This is a genomic window from Actinomycetospora corticicola (genome assembly GCF_013409505.1).
GTDB lineage: Bacteria > Actinomycetota > Actinomycetes > Mycobacteriales > Pseudonocardiaceae > Actinomycetospora > Actinomycetospora corticicola.
Genome location: NZ_JACCBN010000001.1, coordinates 1,986,375 through 2,004,979 on the forward strand (window position 1 = coordinate 1,986,375; position 18,605 = coordinate 2,004,979).

General features: G+C 74.8%; 18 protein-coding genes. 5 read left to right on the forward strand and 13 right to left on the reverse strand.

The features are described from left to right. Positions 1-41: 41 nt before the first annotated feature. A complete protein-coding gene (nadB, locus tag BJ983_RS09445; RefSeq protein WP_179793567.1) occupies positions 42-1,625 on the reverse strand; it encodes an L-aspartate oxidase in 1,584 nt (527 codons plus the stop codon). Further along, positions 1,622-2,659, reverse strand: a complete 1,038-nt coding sequence (gene nadA / locus BJ983_RS09450; RefSeq protein WP_246325560.1) for a quinolinate synthase NadA — start codon at positions 2,657-2,659, stop codon at positions 1,622-1,624. Before nadA ends, nadB begins: the two co-directional genes overlap by 4 nt. A 233-nt stretch (positions 2,660-2,892) precedes the next feature. Here nadA and BJ983_RS09455 point away from each other — a divergent pair, with 233 nt between their 5' ends. Both BJ983_RS09455 and BJ983_RS09460 read left to right on the forward strand, forming a co-directional pair. Further along, positions 2,893-3,531 (forward strand): NUDIX hydrolase, encoded by a 639-nt coding sequence (locus BJ983_RS09455; RefSeq protein WP_179797581.1) that lies wholly within the window; start codon positions 2,893-2,895, stop codon positions 3,529-3,531. A gap of 41 nt (positions 3,532-3,572) precedes the next feature. Continuing rightward, positions 3,573-4,355 carry an LON peptidase substrate-binding domain-containing protein gene (locus tag BJ983_RS09460; protein WP_179793568.1) on the forward strand — a complete coding sequence of 261 codons (783 nt, stop codon included), beginning with the start codon at positions 3,573-3,575 and terminating at the stop codon, positions 4,353-4,355. A 40-nt stretch (positions 4,356-4,395) separates the two neighbouring features. Here the strand turns inward: BJ983_RS09460 and BJ983_RS09465 are convergent, their stop codons facing one another. The 4 genes from BJ983_RS09465 to bioD are packed head-to-tail and all read right to left on the reverse strand — an operon-like array spanning position 4,396 to position 7,016. Continuing rightward, positions 4,396-5,013: a DUF2567 domain-containing protein gene (locus BJ983_RS09465; RefSeq protein WP_179793569.1), complete on the reverse strand. Its 618-nt coding sequence runs from the start codon at positions 5,011-5,013 to the stop codon at positions 4,396-4,398. Continuing rightward, a complete protein-coding gene (bsaP, locus tag BJ983_RS09470; RefSeq protein ID WP_179793570.1) occupies positions 5,010-5,252 on the reverse strand; it encodes a biotin synthase auxiliary protein BsaP in 243 nt (80 codons plus the stop codon). The genes BJ983_RS09465 and bsaP overlap by 4 nt, the downstream gene beginning before the upstream one ends. Then, positions 5,249-6,286, reverse strand: coding sequence for a biotin synthase BioB (gene bioB, locus BJ983_RS09475; protein WP_179793571.1), 1,038 nt, complete (start codon positions 6,284-6,286; stop codon positions 5,249-5,251). The genes bsaP and bioB overlap by 4 nt, the downstream gene beginning before the upstream one ends. Positions 6,287-6,296: 10 nt before the next feature. Continuing rightward, positions 6,297-7,016, reverse strand: a complete 720-nt coding sequence (gene bioD, locus BJ983_RS09480; protein WP_179793572.1) for a dethiobiotin synthase — start codon at positions 7,014-7,016, stop codon at positions 6,297-6,299. An 87-nt stretch (positions 7,017-7,103) separates the two neighbouring features. Between bioD and BJ983_RS09485 the strand changes: the two genes are divergently transcribed. Together BJ983_RS09485 and BJ983_RS09490 are read left to right on the forward strand one after the other, a co-directional pair. Continuing rightward, entirely contained in the window at positions 7,104-8,009 is a 906-nt protein-coding gene (locus BJ983_RS09485) for an SPFH domain-containing protein (RefSeq protein WP_179793573.1), read from the forward strand. Continuing rightward, positions 8,010-8,213 (forward strand): type II toxin-antitoxin system antitoxin, encoded by a 204-nt coding sequence (locus BJ983_RS09490; protein ID WP_179793574.1) that lies wholly within the window; start codon positions 8,010-8,012, stop codon positions 8,211-8,213. A gap of 374 nt (positions 8,214-8,587) precedes the next feature. On the opposite strand, the gene lysA is transcribed toward BJ983_RS09490, so the two are convergent. The 5 genes from lysA to BJ983_RS09515 all read right to left on the reverse strand — a co-directional run bounded on the left by lysA (position 8,588) and on the right by BJ983_RS09515 (position 15,777). Then, entirely contained in the window at positions 8,588-9,991 is a 1,404-nt protein-coding gene (lysA, locus tag BJ983_RS09495; RefSeq protein ID WP_179793575.1) for a diaminopimelate decarboxylase, read from the reverse strand. 88 nt (positions 9,992-10,079) lie between these two features. After that, positions 10,080-10,283 (reverse strand): hypothetical protein, encoded by a 204-nt coding sequence (locus BJ983_RS09500; protein WP_179793576.1) that lies wholly within the window; start codon positions 10,281-10,283, stop codon positions 10,080-10,082. 21 nt (positions 10,284-10,304) lie between these two features. Then, positions 10,305-11,537, reverse strand: a complete 1,233-nt coding sequence (locus BJ983_RS09505; RefSeq protein ID WP_218890186.1) for an 8-amino-7-oxononanoate synthase — start codon at positions 11,535-11,537, stop codon at positions 10,305-10,307. Between the two features lie 99 nt (positions 11,538-11,636). Then, positions 11,637-14,036: a SulP family inorganic anion transporter gene (locus tag BJ983_RS09510; RefSeq protein WP_246325561.1), complete on the reverse strand. Its 2,400-nt coding sequence runs from the start codon at positions 14,034-14,036 to the stop codon at positions 11,637-11,639. Between the two features lie 478 nt (positions 14,037-14,514). Further along, positions 14,515-15,777 (reverse strand): adenosylmethionine--8-amino-7-oxononanoate transaminase, encoded by a 1,263-nt coding sequence (locus tag BJ983_RS09515; protein WP_179793578.1) that lies wholly within the window; start codon positions 15,775-15,777, stop codon positions 14,515-14,517. Positions 15,778-15,813: 36 nt separating this feature from the next. Here BJ983_RS09515 and BJ983_RS09520 point away from each other — a divergent pair, with 36 nt between their 5' ends. Beyond that, positions 15,814-16,659 carry a PaaX family transcriptional regulator gene (locus tag BJ983_RS09520; protein WP_179793579.1) on the forward strand — a complete coding sequence of 282 codons (846 nt, stop codon included), beginning with the start codon at positions 15,814-15,816 and terminating at the stop codon, positions 16,657-16,659. Positions 16,660-16,821: 162 nt separating this feature from the next. Here BJ983_RS09520 and BJ983_RS09525 read toward each other — a convergent pair whose 3' ends face one another. Together BJ983_RS09525 and BJ983_RS09530 are read right to left on the reverse strand one after the other, a co-directional pair. Then, positions 16,822-17,232 carry a VOC family protein gene (locus BJ983_RS09525; RefSeq protein ID WP_179793580.1) on the reverse strand — a complete coding sequence of 137 codons (411 nt, stop codon included), beginning with the start codon at positions 17,230-17,232 and terminating at the stop codon, positions 16,822-16,824. Next, complete coding sequence (locus BJ983_RS09530) at positions 17,229-18,605, reverse strand: NAD-dependent succinate-semialdehyde dehydrogenase (protein WP_179793581.1); 1,377 nt, start codon at positions 18,603-18,605, stop codon at positions 17,229-17,231. Before BJ983_RS09530 ends, BJ983_RS09525 begins: the two co-directional genes overlap by 4 nt.

An 18,605-nucleotide genomic window follows, 5' to 3' on the forward strand; every position in this document is an offset into this window, starting at 1 on the left:
CACGAGGGTTCCCCTCACGCCGGGAGGGGTGGCGGCGTCGGTCACGCGGCACCTCCGAGGGCCGTGTCCAGGGGGGCGACGTGCAGGGCGCCGTCGTCGAGCGTGACGGCGATCGAGGTGCCCTGCCAGCGGTCGTCCCGCCGGGGGAAGTCGCTGCGCAGATGGCACCCGCGGGACTCGGTGCGCCACCCCGCGGCCGCCAGGACGGCGCCCGCGGCGAGGGTCAGCGCGGCGTCCTCCACCGCGGCCCGGGTGTCGAGGGCGCGGGGGGAGGTCGCAGCCTCGATGACGTCGGAGGTCGCCGCCAGCCCGGCTGCGTCGCGGCCGACCGCCGCACCGCGGCTCATCGCGCGCTGCAGGGTCGCCCGGTCCGCCGCCGGCACCGTCCCGACGACGGGCTCTCCCGCGACCAGCACGGGTCGCGGACCCGCGAGGGCCGCCGCCACGTCGACACCGGCCCGCCGTCCCACGACGAGGCCCTCGAGCAGGCTGTTCGACGCGAGCCGGTTGGCCCCGTGCAGACCGGTCCGGGCGACCTCGCCGGCCGCCCACAGGCCCGGCACCCCGGTCCGACCGGTGGTGTCGGTGACCACCCCGCCGCACGCGTAGTGCTGGGCGGGACGGACCGGGATCGGCTCGCGGGCGAGGTCGACGCCGATCGCGTCGCAGGAGGCGGCGACGGTCGGGAACCGGCGGCGGACGTCCGGGACGCCCGTGGCGTCGAGCAGCACGTGATCGGCGCCGGTCCGGGCCAGGACCGCCGTGATCGCGCCGGCCACGACGTCGCGGGGCGCGAGGTCGCCGCGGGGGTCGACGTCGTCCATGACCCCGCGACCCGACAGCTCGACCAGGTGCGCCCCCTCCCCCCGCAGCGCCTCGGTGACCAGCGGCGCCCGGCCGACCAGCCCCGGGACGTGGAGCGCCGTGGGGTGGAACTGCACGAACTCGACGTCGGCCAGCGCCGCCCCGGCACCCAGGGCGAGCGCCCAGCCGTCGGCGGTCGCGACGGCGGGGTTGGTCGAGGTCTCGTAGAGCCCGCCGATCCCGCCGGTGGCGAGCAGGACGGCCGGGGCGGCGACGGTCCCGAGGCGACCGGCGTCGTCCACGACCTCCAGCCCGCTCACCCGCGTGCGGTCCCGCACCACGGCGACCGCGGTGTGCCCCGACAGCACGGTGACCTCCCCCGGCAGGGCGGCGAGCAGGGCCCGCTCGACCTCGGCGCCGGTCGCGTCCCCGCCCGCGTGGATGACGCGCGTGGTCCCGTGGCCGCCCTCGCGGGTGCGGGACAGCCGGGGACCGGTGGAGTCGAAGAGGGCGCCGCGGGAGCGCAGATCCTGGACCGCGGCGCGGCCGGACCCCAGCAGGTCCCGGGTCGCGGCCTCGTCCACGAGCCCGCCGCCGGCGGCCAGGGTGTCGGCCACGTGGGCGTCGACGGTGTCCCCGACGATGTCGCCGAGCACCACGGCGATGCCGCCCTGCGCCCAGCGGGTGGAGCCCTCGTCCGGGGCGTCCTTGGTCACGACGACGACCCGCAGCCCGCGTCGCGACGCCTCCGCCGCGGCCGAGAGCCCGGCCACCCCGGAACCGACGACGACGAGGTCGGCGGCCGCGGCCCAGGTACTCACTCCCCACCCCCGGGCTGCCCGATCTCGATCATCCGCTGCACCGACGCGCGGGCCCGCTCGGCCGTCGCCGCGTCCACGTGCACCTCGTCGCGACCCTCCTGCAGCGCCCGCAGGAGGGCGCCCGGCGTGATCATCTTCATGTACCCGCAGGACGCGCGGTCGTTCACCGGCCGGAAGTCGACGGCGGGGTTGGCCCGGCGCAGCTGGTGCAGCATCCCGACCTCGGTGGCGACGAGCACCGAGGACTTCGTCGTGTTCTTCGCGGCGTCGAGCATCCCGCCGGTGGACAGGATGTGGACCTGCTCCGCCGGCACCACGCCCTCGCCCGCGAGGTAGAGCGCGGAGGTGGCGCACCCGCACTCGGGGTGCACGAACAGGTCGGCGTCCGGATCGGCCTGCGCCCGCGCCGTGAGCTCCGCACCGTTGATCCCGGCGTGGACGTGGCACTCCCCGGCCCACACGTGCAGGTTGGTCCGGCCGGTCTCCCGGCGGACGTGCGCGCCGAGGAACTGGTCGGGCAGGAAGAGCACCTCGCGGTCCGGGTCGATCGACGCGACGACCTCGACGGCGTTCGACGAGGTGCAGCACACGTCCGTCTCGGCCTTCACGGCCGCCGTGGTGTTGACGTAGGAGACCACCACCGCGCCGGGGTGCTCGGCCTTCCAGGCGCGGAGCTCGTCGGCGCTGATCGAGTCGGCGAGCGAGCAGCCGGCGCGGGCGTCCGGGATCAGCACCGTCTTGTCCGGAGCGAGCATCTTCGCGGTCTCGGCCATGAAGTGGACGCCGCAGAAGACGATGGTCGACGCGTCGGAGGCGGCCGCGACGCGGGACAGGGCGAGCGAGTCGCCGGTGTGGTCGGCGACGTCCTGGATCTCGGGGCGCTGGTAGTTGTGCGCGAGCACGACGGCGTCCCGGGCCCGGGCGAGCTCGCGCACCTGCGCGGCCCAGGCCTCGACCTCGTGCGGCGCGGACAGCGAGCGCGGTTCGACGAGATCCGTCGGCGGCTGGTGCACGGCGTCGTCGATGACGGTCATGGCCGGTCCTCCCCCGACGCGACCCCACCCGTCGTCAGGAAGGAGCGTCGGTGCTGTCCGAGGTTTTCGCCTGTTGGTCGAAAACAGGGCTGACCGTACGCGGCGTGCTCCCGGCGCGCCAGCATCTGGGCCGGGCGGGATGACGCAGCACACACGTGGTCACGGACCGCTACCGTGACGGGGTGGAGGCCGAGGGCCTGATCGCCCACGACGTGCTGGCCGTCGTGCTGCGGATGGCACCCAGCTCGCCCGAGGTGCTGCTCTGGCAGCGGGCGCGCGAGCCGCACACCGGCCGGTGGGCCCTCCCCGGCGGACGCCTCGGGGCGACCGAGGACGTCGAGGCCTCGGTGCGCCGACACCTCGCCGAGAAGGTCGACCTGGGCGAGGTCGCGCACGTCGAGCAGCTCTCGGTGTTCTCCGACCCCCACCGCGGGCCCGCGCCCCGCCGCGTCGCGACCGCCTTCCTCGGGCTGGTGCCGAGCGACGCCGACCCCGCGGTCCCCGACGACACCGCCTGGCACCGCGTCGACGCGCTCCCGGAGACGGCGTTCGACCACGGCGAGATCACCCGCGCGGGCCTCGAGCGGCTCCGCGCCAAGCTCTCGTACACCAACATCGGGTTCGCGCTGGCGCCCGAGGTCTTCTCGATCTCCGAGCTGCGCGGGCTCTACGCGGCCGCGCTGGGCCACCGGGTGTCGGCGACCAACCTGCAGCGCGTGCTCACCCGCCGGGGCGTCCTGGTGCCCACCGGCAGCACCGCCGCCCCCGGTCCCTCCGGCGGCCGACCCGCCGCGCTCTTCCGCTTCTCCGAGCGGCACCTGCGGGTCACGGACCCGTTCGCCACGCTGCGTCCGCCCGAGCGCGACTGCTGACCCCCGCGCTCACCCGGCGACGGGGGCCTCCTGGCCGTAGCGTGAGCGCCGTGCCCGAGACGCTGCCCCTCTTCCCACTGGGCACGGTGCTGTTGCCCGGGGCACCGCTCCCGCTGCACATCTTCGAGCCGCGCTATCGCCAGCTGACCATCGACCTCGTCACCGGGGCCTTTCCGGGCAAGCAGTTCGGGGTCGTCGCGGTCCGCGAGGGATGGGGTCCCGACGACGGGACCGACGGGCTGCACGAGGTCGGTTGCACCGCTGCCCTCCGCGAGGTCCGCCGCCTTCCCGACGGCCGGTTCGACCTCCTCACGATGGGCGACCGGCGGTTCCGGCTGCTGTCGGTGGACGCCACCGCGGCGCCGTACCTGGTCGCCGAGGTCGAGTGGCTGCCCGACCTCGAGGGCGACGACCCGGTGGCCCTCGAGCCGCTGGAGCGCGCCGCCCGCGCCGCACACCGCCGCTACTGCACCGCCGCGTGGAGCTACCGGCGCCGGGCCGACCGGGACGTCGAGCTGGCCTCCGAGACGGGCCCCGAGGTCGAGGACGTCGACGACGAACTGGACGACCTCGACGACGACGCCGCGGCCCCGCCGGTGGCCGTCGAGCAGTCCGACGTCGACGTCACGGTGCTCCCGCACGTCCTCGCCGCCGACTGCCTGCTCCCGCTCGCCGACCGGCAGGAGCTGCTCGAGCAGACCTGCCCGAAGGCGCGGCTGGAGCTCGTCTCGCACGCCATGAGCCGCGAGGCGACCCTGCTCGGCCGGCTCGGTGCCGTGTGGGCGCCGACCGCCAAGTTCATGGTGCCGACGAGCGACAACTAGGTGCTCCGCACGTGAGCACTAAGTGGGGCTATAGGCCCTCTTACTGCTCACCTGGCGTACGCCCCATGTCGTCCTCGCCCAGCGCGATCGCGCACAGCAGGTAGGCGAGCACGGCACCGAGGCCCGCGCCGAGCACCGTCCAGAACGAGCCGATCGTCGCCGGCACCGTGGACAGCGTCGCCGGGATCGGCGCGCCCGCCACCGCGCTGCCGGTGGCCTCGGCGCGGTCGAGCAGCACGCCGATCGGGCTCCGGTCGGTCAACGGGCCCGCCAGCGCCGTGCCGACGAAGGCGGCCAGCCAGGCCCCCGCCGTCGTCGCGAGCCCGATCCCGAGCAGGGTCACCGGGCCCCGGCGCTCGACGCGTCGCCAGGCGAGCGCGCCCACGACCACCCCGTAGGCCGTGGCCAGCAGGAAGAAGATCGCGGTCGCGTCGAAGACGTGGTCGGACTCGGCCGCGAGCGGCGAGCTGGCGCCGGTCGCGGTGGTCACCGTCGCCTGCCCGGGCGCGACGAGCGCCCAGAGCAGGCCGAGCAGGACGCCCGCCAGCGCGACCACGACCACCGTCAGGACGGTCGGACGCAGGTCCGCCCGGAGCTCGTCGCGGGACAGGGTCCCGCGCGGCTCCTCGGCCACGAACTCCTCGGACTCGAGCGTCACCGCTGCGCGGCCTCCGCACTGGTCCGCTCGCCGTGGCGGCTGCACCGGGCGGTCCAGCCCATCGGGTCGACCTGCACGACCATCTTCCGGGCGCACTCGGCGCAGTAGCGCGGCGGGTCGATGCGCGACAGCCGCGCCCGGCAGCGCTCGTGGTCGCCGGACGCGGTCTCGCCGCCGCAGAAGGAGCAGTACACCGCCGACTCCGCCTCCGGTTCCAGCTCCGCTCCGCTGCGTGTCACAGCGTGTCGTTCAGGGCCTTGATCGGCATCTTGAGGGTCTCGAGCATCTCGAGGTCCTGCTCGGCCGGGCGGCCCAGGTTGGTGAGGTAGTTCCCGACGATGATCGCGTTGATCCCGCCCAGCATCCCCTGCTCCGCACCGAGGTCGCCCAGGGTGAGCTCGCGGCCGCCGGCGAAGCGCAGCACCGTCTTCGGCATCGCGAGCCGGAACGCCGCGATCGTCATCAGCGCGTCGGGGCCCTGCGGCACGTCGAGGTGCGCGAACGGGGTGCCCGGGTTCGGGATGAGGAAGTTCATCGGGACCTCGTCGGGCTCCAGCGACGCGAGCTGCACGGCGAACTCCGCGCGCTGCGCGAGCGTCTCCCCCATGCCGACGATGCCGCCGCAGCAGACCTCCATGCCCGCCGCGCGGACCATCTGCAGGGTCTCCCAGCGCTCCTCCCACGTGTGGGTGGTGACGACCTCCGGGAAGTGGCTGCGCGCCGTCTCGAGGTTGTGGTTGTAGCGGTGCACGCCCATCGCGGCGAGCCGGTCGACCTGGTCCTGGGTCAGCATCCCCAGCGAGCAGGCGACGTTGATGTCGACCTCGGCGCGGATCGCGGCGACCCCGACCCGGATCTGCTCCATGAGCTTCTCGTCCGGCCCGCGGACGGCGGCGACGATGCAGAACTCGGTAGCGCCGGTCTTCGCGGTCTGCTTCGCGGCCTCGACGAGGCGGTCCTTGTCCAGCCACGCCGCGCGCACGGGCGAGTCGAAGAGCCCGGACTGGCTGCAGAAGTGGCAGTCCTCGGGGCAGCCGCCGGTCTTGAGGCTGACGATGCCCTCGACCTCGACGTCCGGACCGCACCAGCGCATCCGCACCTCGTGGGCCAGCGCCAGCGCCTCGGTCAACCGCTCCGCCGGCAGCTGCAGCACCTCGAGGACCTGAGTCTCGGAGAGCCCCTCACCCCGCTCGAGGACCTGCTCCCGGGCGACGGCGAGGATGTCGCCCTCCGCCGTGGTGCCGGTGGCGGTGTCGGTGCTCGCCGTCGTCACGCGTCGCTCCTCATCCTCGGGGGGTCGGACGGTCCGGAGTCTGCCTCACCGTGGCGGTCGCGTCCCACCGCCCACCCAGGACGGGATGCAGACCACACCGCGCCGCGGTTTCGAAGGCCCCCGGATCGGTCCCGCCGAGCTCGGCCGGCAGCACGCCGAGCAGGGGCGCGCCGGTGACCCGGGGCAGGTCGTCGAGGTTGGTGCGCTCGGCGAGGTCCGGCCCGGCCGGGTAGGCCCCCACGACGGTGCCGAGGAGTTCCCGACGGCGGGTCGCGAGGGCCTCCGCGGTCAGCGCGGCGGAGTTGAGGACCCCGAGCCCGGCCGTCGCGACGAGCAGGACCGGCAGGTCGAGGTCGGCGAGGGTCTCCCCGTCGTCGTTGAGCCGGACCAGCAGTCCCCCGGCGCCCTCCACGAGGACGAGGTCGGCGGTGACCCCGGCCAGCGCCCGCTCGACGTCGACGATCCGCAGCGGCGGGAGGCCGGATCGGCGCGCGGCCGTGGCGGGGGCGAGCGGCTCGGGGTAGCGGGCGAGCTCGAGCGTGGTGACCCGGCCCGCCGTGAGCCGCTCGACGTCCGCGAGGTCGCCCGGCTCCCCCGGCGCGATCCCGGTCTGCGCGGGCTTCACGACGACGACCCGTTCCCCCGCCGTCGCGGCCAGCGCGGCCACCGCCGCCGTGACGACGGTCTTCCCGACGCCGGTCCCCGTCCCGGTCACGATCATCGTCCGCACGGGCGGCGAGCGTAGGCGCTCGCGCCGTCCCCGCCGAATGTGATATCACTTTGATGTCTTCACGACAGCTCACCCCAGGAGGTCGCCATGTCCACGACGGTGCCGTCGGTCCCGATCGACATGCCGGAGGCCCGCACGCGGGAGTTCCCGGCACGGGACGTCTCCGGCTGGGGGGTGCTCGGGCTCGCGGTGGTGCTCGTGGTGGCCGCCGTGGCAGTCGGGATCGGGCTCGGGGCAGGGCCCGGTCCGCTGCTCGCGGTACTCCTCGTGCTGGTCGCGGTCGTGCTCCTGCGGGGTCTGGTGGCGGTGTCCCCGGGCGAGGCGCGGGTGGTGCAGCTGCTCGGGCGCTACCGGGGCACGGTGCGCACCGAGGGTCTGCGGTGGGTCAACCCGTTCACCACCCGCCGCTCGCTGTCCACCCGCATCCGCAACCACGAGTCCGACACCACGAAGGTCAACGACCTCGACGGCAACCCGATCGAGATGGCCGCCGTCGTGGTGTGGCGGGTCGAGGACACGGCGCGGGCGGTGTTCGAGGTCGACGACTTCGTCCGGTTCGTCGACATCCAGACCGAGTCGGCCGTGCGCCACATCGCGGGCTCCTACCCCTACGACACGGTGGACACCGACCGCCGCTCGCTTCGGGAGAACGCCGACGAGATCACGGCGATGCTGTCCGCCGAGATCGCGGCCCGGGTGGACTCGGCCGGCGTGCACGTCATCGAGTCCCGGATCACCCAGCTCTCCTACGCCCCGGAGATCGCGCAGGTCATGCTCATGCGTCAGCAGGCCGGGGCCGTCGTGGCGGCGCGGAGTCGACTCGTGGAGGGCGCGGTCGGCATGGTCGAGGCGGCGCTGGCCCGGCTGGAGGAACGCGGCACGGTCGACCTCGACGAGGAGCGGAAGGCGACGATGGTGTCGAACCTGCTCGTCGTGCTCGCCGGGGACCGCTCCGTCCAGCCCGTGGTCAACGCCGGCTCGCTGTACCAGTAGATGGCCGAGCGCAAGAAGCTGCTCCTCCGCCTCGACCCGGCGGTGCACGACGCGATCGCCCGCTGGGCCGGCGACGACCTGCGCAGCGTCAACGCCCAGATCGAGTTCCTCCTCCGCCGGGCGCTCGACGACGCCGGCCGCTCGCCCCGGGACGCCCGCCCGATGCGCCGACCGGGCCGTCCGCCGGCGGACGAGGAGTCGTGAGCCCTGCCCGGATGAGCAGCGGGCCGCACGGACGCGGGGTCTCCCGCGCGGGCCCGTCGACACGCCGGACAGTTGATCATGCCGAGCGCGACGTCCCGGGCGTCGCGCTCGGCATGATCAACTGCCTAGCTTCGGGCGGCCGGTGTCCTCGGGCGGATTGTCTGCCCGTAGATCTCGTCGAGCGGACCGAAGCGCTCGCTGGGCGAGCACTTCGCTCGGCTCGTTCCGATCTTGAGAGCTCGTTCCGAGCGAAGGGTCCCCTCGTGCGGTAGAGCCGCAGGGGCGCCCACCGCGAAGGGGCCGCACTGACGGTGGGCGCCCACGGCCCGACTATTCGAGCGAGGGGGCCCTTCGCTCGGGAACGGCGGGACCGGTCAGTCCCGGCCCAGCACCACCCCGCCGCACCAGGCCTCGTCGTCCCAGGACCCGGCGTCGGGAGCGCTCCGGGGCAGGCAGCAGTCGCGGGCGAGCAGGTCGGCCGTGGTCTCCCGGCGGACCAGCACCCGGGCGACCCCGTCGCGCACGCCGACCAGGGGCGGGCGGCCCACGAGGTTGTACGACGACGCCATCGCGTGGTGGTAGGCGCCGGTCCCGGGCACGGCGATCACGTCGCCGACCGTCACGTCCTCGGGCAGCGCCACGTCGCGGGCGAGGACGTCGCCGGCCTCGCAGTAGCGGCCGACCACGGTGGCGGGCCGCCACGCCGCGCAGGTCGTGCGGCCGACGAGGTGGGCGTCGTAGGCCGCGCCGTAGAGCGCAACGCGCGGGTTGTCGCCCATCCCGCCGTCGACCGCGACGAACCACCGGCCGCTGCCCGCGCACTTCGTGGCCTGCACGCGGTACAGCGTCACCCCGGCGCGCGCGACGATCGCCCGCCCCGGCTCCACCCCGAGGCGCAGCGGCGCCAGCCCGCGCGACGAGCAGCCGCGCGCGATCGCCCCGGTGACCCGGCGGGCGAAGCCCGCGACGTCGAACGGGGTCCCGCCGGTGACGGCGTGCCCGCCCCCGAGGTCGAGTTCCGTCAACGCGACGGGCAGCTCGGCGGCGAGGTCGAGGAGCGGGTCGACGGCCCGCTCCCACACGGCGGTGTCGGCGATCTGCGACCCGAGGTGGCAGTGCAGCCCCACCAGCCGCAGGGCCCGGCGCCCCGCGATCGCCGCGGCCACCGCCGCCGCCCGGCCGCCGGCGAGGGGGACGCCGAACTTCTGGTCGTCGCCGCCGGTGCGGATCGCCGGGTGCCCGCCCGCGTCGACGCCGGGCGCGATCCGCAGGAGCACGTCGACCACCCGACGGTGCCGGGCGGCCACCGCCGCGAGCCGGTCGGCCACGTCGAGGGAGTCGACCACGACCCGCCCCACCCGCGCGGTCACCGCCGCGTCCAGCTCCGCCTCGGTCGGCGCGTTGCCGTGCACGACGATGCGGTCCGCGGGCATCCCGGCCCGCAGCGCGAGGGCGAGCTCGCCGCCGCTGCACACGTCCAGCCGCACGCCCGCCTCCACGAGCAGCGGCACCAGCCCGGCGCACAGCAGGGCCTTGCCGGCGTACGCGACGTCGGCGTCGGGGAGCGCGACGCGGTAGGCCCGCAGGCGGGCGGCGACGTCGTCGAGGTCCAGCACGGTCGCCGGGGTGCCGAACCGGGCGGCGAGCTCCGTGAGGGCCGCTCCCCCGACGGCGAGGTCGCCGCCCGGGGCGGGCGCGGTGGTCAGCGGCCAGGCCGCCGGGTCGACGTGCTGGTAGAGCGTGCTGCGCAGGCTCGGGATCACCGTCTCCAGGGTCACGACGACGAGCCTGCGGTCACCTCCGGCGCCGCGGCGCGGTCGTGGACGCGGCGTTCACGACGGCGGGTCGGGCTTTGACGGGTCGGATCTACAGCCAGTCGCGCACGCGCACGGCGTTCGGGTCCGCCGCCGGACGCTCGGCGGCCTCGACGTCCGGGCGCGGCGTGCCGTCGACGTCGTGCACCGCGCCGCAGCACCGGCAGCGCAGGTAGTCGGCGGCCTCGGCCAGCGGGCGACGGCAGCGGCCACAGTGCCAGAGCCGGAACGCCTGGCGGCTGTCCGTGACGGTCACGCCGATCTCCTCCTCATCGATTCAGTACTGCTCGGTCCAGGATGCCATCCCGGGTCGCGCCGAACGCGCCGGGGACCCGCCCACGATCGGGCCGAGGACCTCGTGCAGCACCCGGTCGACCAGCGCGAGGTCGTCCGCGGAGAGGTCCGCCCGCGCCGTGAGCCGCAGCCGTGAGGTGCCCTCGGGGACCGACGGCGGGCGGAAGCAGCCCGCCCGCAGCCCGGCGTCGGCGCAGGCGTCCCGTGCGGCGACGGCGAGGTCGGGCTCCCCGAGGACCACCGGCACCATCGCGGCCGTCGGCTCCGCGACGCCGAGGGTCGGCGCCGCGGACCGTGCCGACGCGGCGACCGTGGCGGCCGCGTGGTGCAGCGCCGTCACGCGGTCCGGCTCGGCCCGCAGCACGCCGAGCGCGGCCAGGGCGGCGCCGACGCTGGTCGGGGCGAGCCCGGTGTCGAAGATGAACGCCCGGGCGGCGTCGACGAGGTGCGCGATCACGGCGTCCGAGCCCAGCACCACCCCGCCCTGCGACCCGAGGGACTTCGACAGGGTCGCCGTCGTCACGACGTCGGGCTCCGCCGCCAGTCCCGCCTCCGCGACCAGTCCCGCACCCGCCGGGCCCCGGACGCCGAGCCCGTGCGCGTCGTCGACCAGCAGCAGCGCCCCCCGCGCCCGGCACACGGCGTGCAGCTCGACCAGCGGGGCGAGCCCGCCGTCGACGGAGTCCACCCCGTCGGTGACCACCAGCCGTCGCGTCTCCGGCGCGTCCGCGAGCACCGCGTCGACCTCGCTCGGCACCGCGCAGCGGCCGACGACGACCCGCGCGCGGGAGAGCCGTGCCGCGTCCACGAGCGAGGCGTGCGCGGCGACGTCGCTGACCACCACCGCGCCCCGGCCGGACAGCGCGGTCACCGCACCGAGGTTCGCCGTGTAGCCGCTGGAGAAGACCAGGGCGTCGGGGGCGCCGACGAAGTCCGCGAGGTCCGCCTCGAGCTCGGCGTGCAGCCGCGTCGAGCCGGTGACCAGCCGCGATCCGGTGGACCCGGCGCCCCACGTGCGGGCGGCCGCCACCGCGCCCTCGACCACGCGGGGGTCGCGGGCGAGGCCGAGGTAGTCGTTCGACGCGAGGTCGACGAGGGGCTCGACCACGTCGCGCGGGGACAGCACGCGGCGCAGGCCGGCCGCCCGCCGGTCACGCGCGGTCTCGGCCAGCCAGGCGAGGGGATCGTCCACGGACGGACAGCCTAGGCACTCCATCCGCACCGACCCGGCGTCGGGAACCTCCCGGGATGGCAGGAAAGCGTCGTTGCCGTCACCGGACGACAGCAACGACGCTCCGCTGCCATGGGGGTGGGGTCAGCCGCTCGCCGGGAACGCGGTGGTCGCCGGCTCGGGGCGGGTCGCGGTGGCCCCCGCGCCGAGGCGGTCGCCCGAGGCGGGGACGAACCGGTCGCCGTCGAGGACGTGCATCCGGGCGGTCGGGATGTCGAAGAACAGCCCGACCAGGCGGACGCGGCCCTCGGCCACGGCGGTCGCGACGCCCGGGTGCCGGGCGAGGCGGTCGAGCTGGACCGCGACGTTGACCATGGCGAGCTGGTCGACGTCGCCCCAGCCCCCGGAGCGGGCGTGTTCGCCGACCGGGTGCTTCGCCGCCCAGCGGGCCTTCGACTCCTTCGCCCCGGTGAGCCAGCGGCCGAGGGCGGTGTCGCCGGGGACGTCCCGGCCGACCGCCTGCATGGCGCCGCAGCCGGAGTGCCCGCAGACCACGAGGGTCGGGACGTGCAGGGCGTCGAGGGCGTACTCCAGCGTCGCGCCGACCGAGTCGTCGGCCTCGGTGCCGAGCGGGGCGAGATTGCCGACGTTGCGGACCGTGAACAGGTCGCCCGGGCCGGACGAGGTGAGCACGTTGGGCACGACCCGCGAGTCGCTGCACGTGAGGAACCACGCGTGCGGGGCCTGCCCGTCGGCGAGGTCGGACAGGTACGGCGCGACGAGGCCCGCCGCCCGGCGGTGGTACTCGCGCAGGCCGGTGAGGATCGGGTCGGCGTCGTCGGAGTGCGCGTGGCCGTCGTGCTCGTGGTGGCCGTGGCCCCAGCCCTCGCCGTAGGTCGCGTCGTGCCGGGCCTGCCACACCGACCACGGCGAGAGGAACCGTGGCACGGGGCCGGGGCGCCGGTCGCCGGGGCCGCCGGCGGTCGACTCGCGGCGGGCGACCAGACCCATCGTCCCGACCTCGTCGATCCGCACCGTGCCCCCGGCGAGGCGGTGGCGGTCCTCCCACTCCGAGAGGTGGTCGTAGGCGGCGTGGTCGAGGTAGTCGGTGACGAGATCGACGACGACGTCGGCGCCCTCGGGAATCTGCGCGAGGCGGCGCGAGAGGCGCGGCACCGAGAGGAAGCACAGCGCGCCCTCGACGACGACGTGCCAGGTGCCGCCCTCCTTGCGCCAGGAACTCGACGGTCCGGTGTCACCGGGGCGGGGCTCCTGGACCTCGATCGACGCCCACACCACGCGGCGGAGCACCATCAGCAGGGCGAGGCCGAGCCCGACGAGGACACCGGTGAGCAGGTCGATGAAGACCACGCCGAGGATCGTCACGACGTACACCGGCAGCTCGCCGTGGCGGTGCAGCTCCCGCATGTGGCCGACGTTGACCAGCTTCGTGCCGATGTGGACCAGGAGCCCGGCCAGCACGGCCATCGGGATCTGCTGGACGAGGCCGAGCAGGGCCACCGAGAAGACCACGACCCACACGCCGTGCAGGATCGCCGAGACGCGGGTGCGCCCGCCCGCGGCGACGTTGGTCGAGCTGCGGACGATGACGCCGGTGATCGGCAGGCCGCCGAGGAGACCGGAGAGGGTGTTGCCCGCGCCCTGGCCGACGAGCTCGCGGTCGAGGTTCGTCTGCGAGCCCGGGCGCATCCGGTCGACGGCGACGGCGGAGAGCAGGCTCTCGATCGACGCGATGATCGCGACGGTGAGGACGCCGACGAGCACGCCACCGAGGTCGGACGTCGGCAGGATCGGCAGGGCGATCGCGTCGAGGACGTCGCCGCCGATCTCGACCCGGACGACGGGGAGCGCGAACACCGACGCGACGACGGTCAGGGCGACGACGGCGAGCAACGGCGCCGGGATGCCGCGGAGCCAGGACGGCACCGCCTTCGGCAGCTTCGGCCACGCCAGCAGGACCGCGATGACGGCGAGTCCGAGCAGGGTGGCCGGGCCGGACGCGGAGAGCAGCTGCCCGGGCAGCGCGATCACGTTCGCGAACGCGTCGCCCTGCTGCTCGCCGCCGAGGACGACGTGCAGCTGGCCGAGCACGATCGTCACGCCGATGCCGGCGAGCATCCCGTGCACGACGGCGGGCGAGATCGCCAGCGCGGCCCGGCCCACCCGCGTGAGGCCGAAGACGATCTGCAGCAGACCGGCGGCCACCGTGATGGCGCACGTGACGCCCCAGCCGAAGCGGTTGACCAGGTCGGCCACGATGACGGTCAGGCCCGCGGCGGGTCCGCTGACCTGCAGCGCGGAGCCGCCGAGCGCGCCGGCGACGATGCCCCCGACGGCGGCGGCGATGAGGCCCGCGGTGAGCGGCGCGTCCGAGGCCACGGCGATGCCGAGCGAGAGCGGCACGGCGACCAGGAACACCACCAGCGAGGCCGGCAGGTCGTAGCGGATGTTCTCGCGCAGGCTCGTCAGGGCTCCGGCGAGGCCGGACGCCGGGGTCGGCGGGGATGAGGGGGGAGCGCTCATGGGCGGCGGTGTCCTCCGGACGGATCGTCTCGGCCACGCGCCCGGCGACGGTGCCGATCGCGCAGCCCGGGGCGGTCCGAGCGGTCTGCGTCCCCCGCCGTCGTCGTCGACGGCGAGCGCGGCAGTCGTCTCGGCTGCTCGGTCACTGTGGGTGTACGTCGGGTCCCTCGGCGGCGGGGCCGGAGATCGACGACGAGCTGGAGTCTGCCCTGCCGCGCCGCCGCGACGGCCGGTTCACCTGCCGTTCACGTGACTCCCGGTACCGGGAATCCTCCGTGGTCCCCGCGGCACGCCGCGGGGAGTGAATCGCGCGCAACCGATGATCACGGAACGGGGCGTTGGGCCGTTCAGCCGCGTGAAGCAGGTCGCACCGGTGCGCCGATCAGGTGAAGCTGACCTTTACCGACCCTTTGACTGTCGTGTCGCCCGCCTTTGCCTTCCCTGCCGGTCCGGACCTCACGCGGGAGACACATCTCCGTCATCCGGCCGCGGCGGCCGCCACGACGGCCTCGCCGATGCGCGCCACGTCGTCGGGGACCGCGACGAAGGGCGGCATCGTGTAGATCAGGTCGCGGAAGGGCCGCAGCCATACTCCGTGACGCTCGGCGGCGGCCTGTGCGACGGGCACGTCCACGGAGTGGTCGAGCTGCACCACCCCGATCGCGCCCAGCACGCGGACGTCGCGGACCCCGGGCAGCGAGCGGGCCGGGGCGAGCCCCGTCGTCAGGACCTCGCCGATCCCTGCGACCTCGGACCGCCAGTCCCGGCGCAGCAGCTCGGTGACGCTCGCGAGCGCGACCCGGGCGGCGAGCGGGTTGCCCATGAACGTGGGGCCGTGCATCAGTCCTCCGCCGCCGCCGTCGGCGCTCACCGCCTCGGCCACGGCCGCGGTGCAGAGCGCCGCGGCCATCGTCAGGTAACCGCCGGTGAGGGCCTTCCCCACGCACAGCACGTCGGGCGCGACGCCCGCGTGGTCGGCCGCGAAGAGTTCCCCCGTGCGTCCGAACCCGGTGGCGATCTCGTCGAACACGAGGACGAGGTCGTGCCGGTCGGCGATCTCGCGCAGCGCGGCGAGGTGACGGGGCGAGTGGAACCGCATGCCGCCCGCGCCCTGCACCACGGGCTCGACGATGATCCCGGCGAGCTCGTCGGCGTGCCGTGCGGCGAGGTCCGCCAGGTGCTCGTCGTAGGCCGGGTCGTACGTGGCGGGCGGCACGTCGGCGAAGACCTGCTCGGGCAGGAAGCCCTGCCAGAGCGCGTGCATCCCGCCGTCGGGATCGCAGACGCTCATCGCGGCGAAGGTGTCGCCGTGGTAACCGCCGCGCCAGGTCATCATCCGCGTGCGGCCGGAGCGCCCGCGGGCCCGCTGGTACTGCAGGCACATCTTCACCGCGACCTCGATGGAGATGGACCCGGAGTCGGCCAGGAACACGTGCTCGAGCGGCGCCGGGCTGATCTCGACGAGGCGCGTCGCCAGCTCGACCGCGGGGTGGTGGGTGAGCCCGCCGAACATGACGTGGCTGAACGCGTCGGCGTGCAGGGCGGCGTCGAGCGCCGGGTGCCGGTAACCGTGGACCGCCGCCCACCACGAGCTCATCCCGTCGACCAGCTCGCGTCCGTCGTCGAGGGTCAGCCGCACCCCGCGCGCGTCGGTGACCACCAGCGGCTCGCTGCGCCCGGGCATCGGACCGTAGGGGTGCCAGACGTGCTGGCGGTCGAGGGAGCGCACGGAGTCCGACACCTGCCGGACGGTAGTCCTGACCTACGATCACGCCCCATGGCGGCGGGGGCGGGCGAGGCGTTCTCGCGACGCCGTGAGGTGGCGGCGACCAGCGCCCGGTCGCTGCTCCTGACGGTGCTCGGTGAGTTCGTCCTCCCGGCCGGCGAACCGGTGTGGACCCAGACGCTGCTCGACGCCCTCGGCCGCGTCGGGGTCGAGGAGAAGTCCGCCCGCCAGGCGCTCGCCCGCACGGCCGCCGACGACGTGGTGGTCTCGGAGCGTTCCGGACGACGGGTGCGGTGGTCGCTGACCGGCGCGGGTCGCCGGCTGCTCTCCGAGGGCGCCGCCCGGATCTACGGGCACGGCACGCGGCACGAGGCGTGGGACGGGCGCTGGCTGGTGCTCGTGGTGAGCGTCCCCGAGGCCCAGCGGGCGCTGCGCCACCAGCTGCGCACCCAGCTCGCGTGGGCCGGCCTGGGCTCCCCCGCCCCCGGGGTGTGGGTCTGCCCGGACGCGACCCGGGTCACCGAGGCGCACCGGGCGCTGGTCGACGTCGGGCTCGACACCTCCGCGCTCGTGGTGGTCGGCGGCACCCACGGCGGGCTGTCGGACGCCGAGCTCGTCGCCCAGGCCTGGGACCTGCGGGAGGTCGAGGCGCGCTACGCGGAGTTCGTGGAGCAGTTCGCCGACCTGACGCCCGCCGACGGCGAGGACGGCGGGGTGCTCGCGGCCCAGGTCCGGCTCGTCGACGCCTGGCGCCGCTTCCCGTTCCTCGACCCGCAGCTGCCCGCCGAGCTGCTCCCCGACGACTGGGTGGGCGCCCGGGCCGCCGAGGTGTTCCACGCCCGCCACGAGGCGTGGGCCCCGGGCGCGCAGGCGGCGTTCGCGGAGCTGGCGGGCTGAGCACCCTCCGGGTGCAAGCAATGCGTCGCTGCTTGCACCCGGTGCCAGGAAATCCGGCTCCGTCGATCGGCGGCCACGGACAGGAATGGCCCACCGATGTCACCGGACGCGTCGGAGGAGCCACAGACGCATCCCTGAGCCGCACCCGCCGTCGGGAAGGGATCAGGGCGTCGGCAGCCAGACCTCCCAGGCGATCCCGTCGGGGTCGGCGAACGAGATGAACTGCGCGTAGCCGATGTCGCGGACGGGGCTGTGCTCGACCCCGTGGGCGTCGAGCTGCTCGCCCCAGGCGTCCAGGGCCGTGCGGTCGGCGACCGTCAGCGCCACGTGGTCGAGGCCGGTGCGCTGCGGGCTGAACCGCTCCCCCGACCCGTCGAGCGGCTCGTGGATGCCGAGGGTGATCCCGGACCCGGGATGGCGCAGCAGCTGCCGGGGGTGGCGCGCCTCGGGCGGCCCCTCGAGCCGCTCGGTGACCGCCTCGAACCCGAGGACCCGACCGTAGAACTCGGCGCTCGCCGCCATGTCCCGGACGACGAGCGCCACGTGCGCGATCCCGGAGACCGTGGTGGTCACTGGATCCACACCGTCTTCGCATTGGTGAACGTCTGCGTCCCGAAGCTCGCGAGCTCGCGGCCGTAGCCCGAGTTCTTGGCCCCGCCGAACGGGACCTCCGGGGTCGAGGCCGTGATCTTGTTGATGTTCATCATGCCGGTCTCGACCTCGTTCACCAGCCGCTCCGCCTCGTCCGGGTCCTGGGTCCAGGCGCTGCCACCCAGGCCGAAGCTCGAGTCGTTGGCGATGGCGATGGCCTCGTCGAGGTCCTTCGCGCGGAAGAACAGCGCGACCGGGCCGAAGAGCTCCTCGTAGTAGGCCGGGGCGTTCTTCGGGATGTCGGCGAGCACCGACGGCGGGTAGTAGTTGCCCTTCCCGCCCAACGGCTTGCCGCCGGTGAGGAGCTTCGCGCCCGCTGCCACCGAGTCCTGCACCTGCTGGTCGAGCTCCTCGAGACCCTGAGGCCCGGACATCGGGCCGAGGTCGGTGTCCTCGGCCATCGGGTCGCCGACCTTGAGCGCCTCCATCTTCTCGACGAGGAGGCGCTGGAACTCGTCGGCCACCCGCTCGTGGACGATGATCCGCTTGGCGTTGATGCACGACTGGCCGTTGTTCAGCGTGCGCGAGGCGACGGCCTGGTCGGCGGTGGCGTCGAGGTCGGCCGAGGGCATCACGATGAAGGCGTCGCTGCCGCCGAGCTCGAGGACGCTCGCCTTGACGTTCTTGCCGGCGCGGGCGCCGACCTCCCGGCCGGCCGGCTCGCTACCGGTGAGCGTGACGGCCCGCACGCGGTCGTCGTCGATCATGGCCTCGATCATCGAGGAGCCGATGAGCAGCGTCTGGAAGACGTCCTGCGGGAAGCCGGCGCGCACGAGGACGTCCTCGATGGCGAGCGCGACCTGCGGCACGTTCGAGGCATGCTTGAGCAGGCCGACGTTGCCCGCCATCAGCGCCGGGCACAGGAACCGGAAGACCTGCCAGTACGGGAAGTTCCACGGCATGATCGCGAGGACCGGGCCGAGGGGCTGGTAGCGGGTGAAGACCCGGGCGTTCTCCGGGGCGTCGGCCGGGTCCCACGGGTGGTCGGCGAGGTGCTCCGCGGCGTGGTCGGCGTACCAGCGGCAGCCCAGGGCGCACTTGCCGACCTCGGCCTTCGCCGCGGCGAACGTCTTGCCCATCTCGAGGGTCGCGAGCTCGGCGAGGTGGTCGACCTCGGCGTCGAGGATGTCGGCGGCCGCGCGCATCCAGCCGGAGCGCTGGTCGAACGTCGTGTCGCGGTAGCTCTGGAACGCGTCCCAGCTGCGCTGGATCCGCTCCTCGAGCTGCTCGGAGGTGAGGGAGTCGAACTCCCGCACGGTCTCCCCGGTGGCGGGGTTCGTCGATGCGATGGCCAT

What these genes read in the sequence shown, in the direction of transcription:
- nadA (WP_246325560.1), bottom strand. Translation starts at nt 2,659, where the DNA reads ATGACCGTCATCGACGACGCCGTGCACCAGCCGCCGACGGATCTCGTC.
- BJ983_RS09455 (WP_179797581.1), top strand. Translation starts at nt 2,893, where the DNA reads ATGGCACCCAGCTCGCCCGAGGTGCTGCTCTGGCAGCGGGCGCGCGAG.
- BJ983_RS09485 (WP_179793573.1), top strand. Translation starts at nt 7,104, where the DNA reads ATGTCCACGACGGTGCCGTCGGTCCCGATCGACATGCCGGAGGCCCGC.
- BJ983_RS09490 (WP_179793574.1), top strand. Translation starts at nt 8,010, where the DNA reads ATGGCCGAGCGCAAGAAGCTGCTCCTCCGCCTCGACCCGGCGGTGCAC.
- BJ983_RS09505 (WP_218890186.1), bottom strand. Translation starts at nt 11,537, where the DNA reads ATGGAGTGCCTAGGCTGTCCGTCCGTGGACGATCCCCTCGCCTGGCTG.
- BJ983_RS09510 (WP_246325561.1), bottom strand. Translation starts at nt 14,036, where the DNA reads ATGAGCGCTCCCCCCTCATCCCCGCCGACCCCGGCGTCCGGCCTCGCC.
- BJ983_RS09520 (WP_179793579.1), top strand. Translation starts at nt 15,814, where the DNA reads ATGGCGGCGGGGGCGGGCGAGGCGTTCTCGCGACGCCGTGAGGTGGCG.
- BJ983_RS09530 (WP_179793581.1), bottom strand. Translation starts at nt 18,605, where the DNA reads ATGGCCATCGCATCGACGAACCCCGCCACCGGGGAGACCGTGCGGGAG.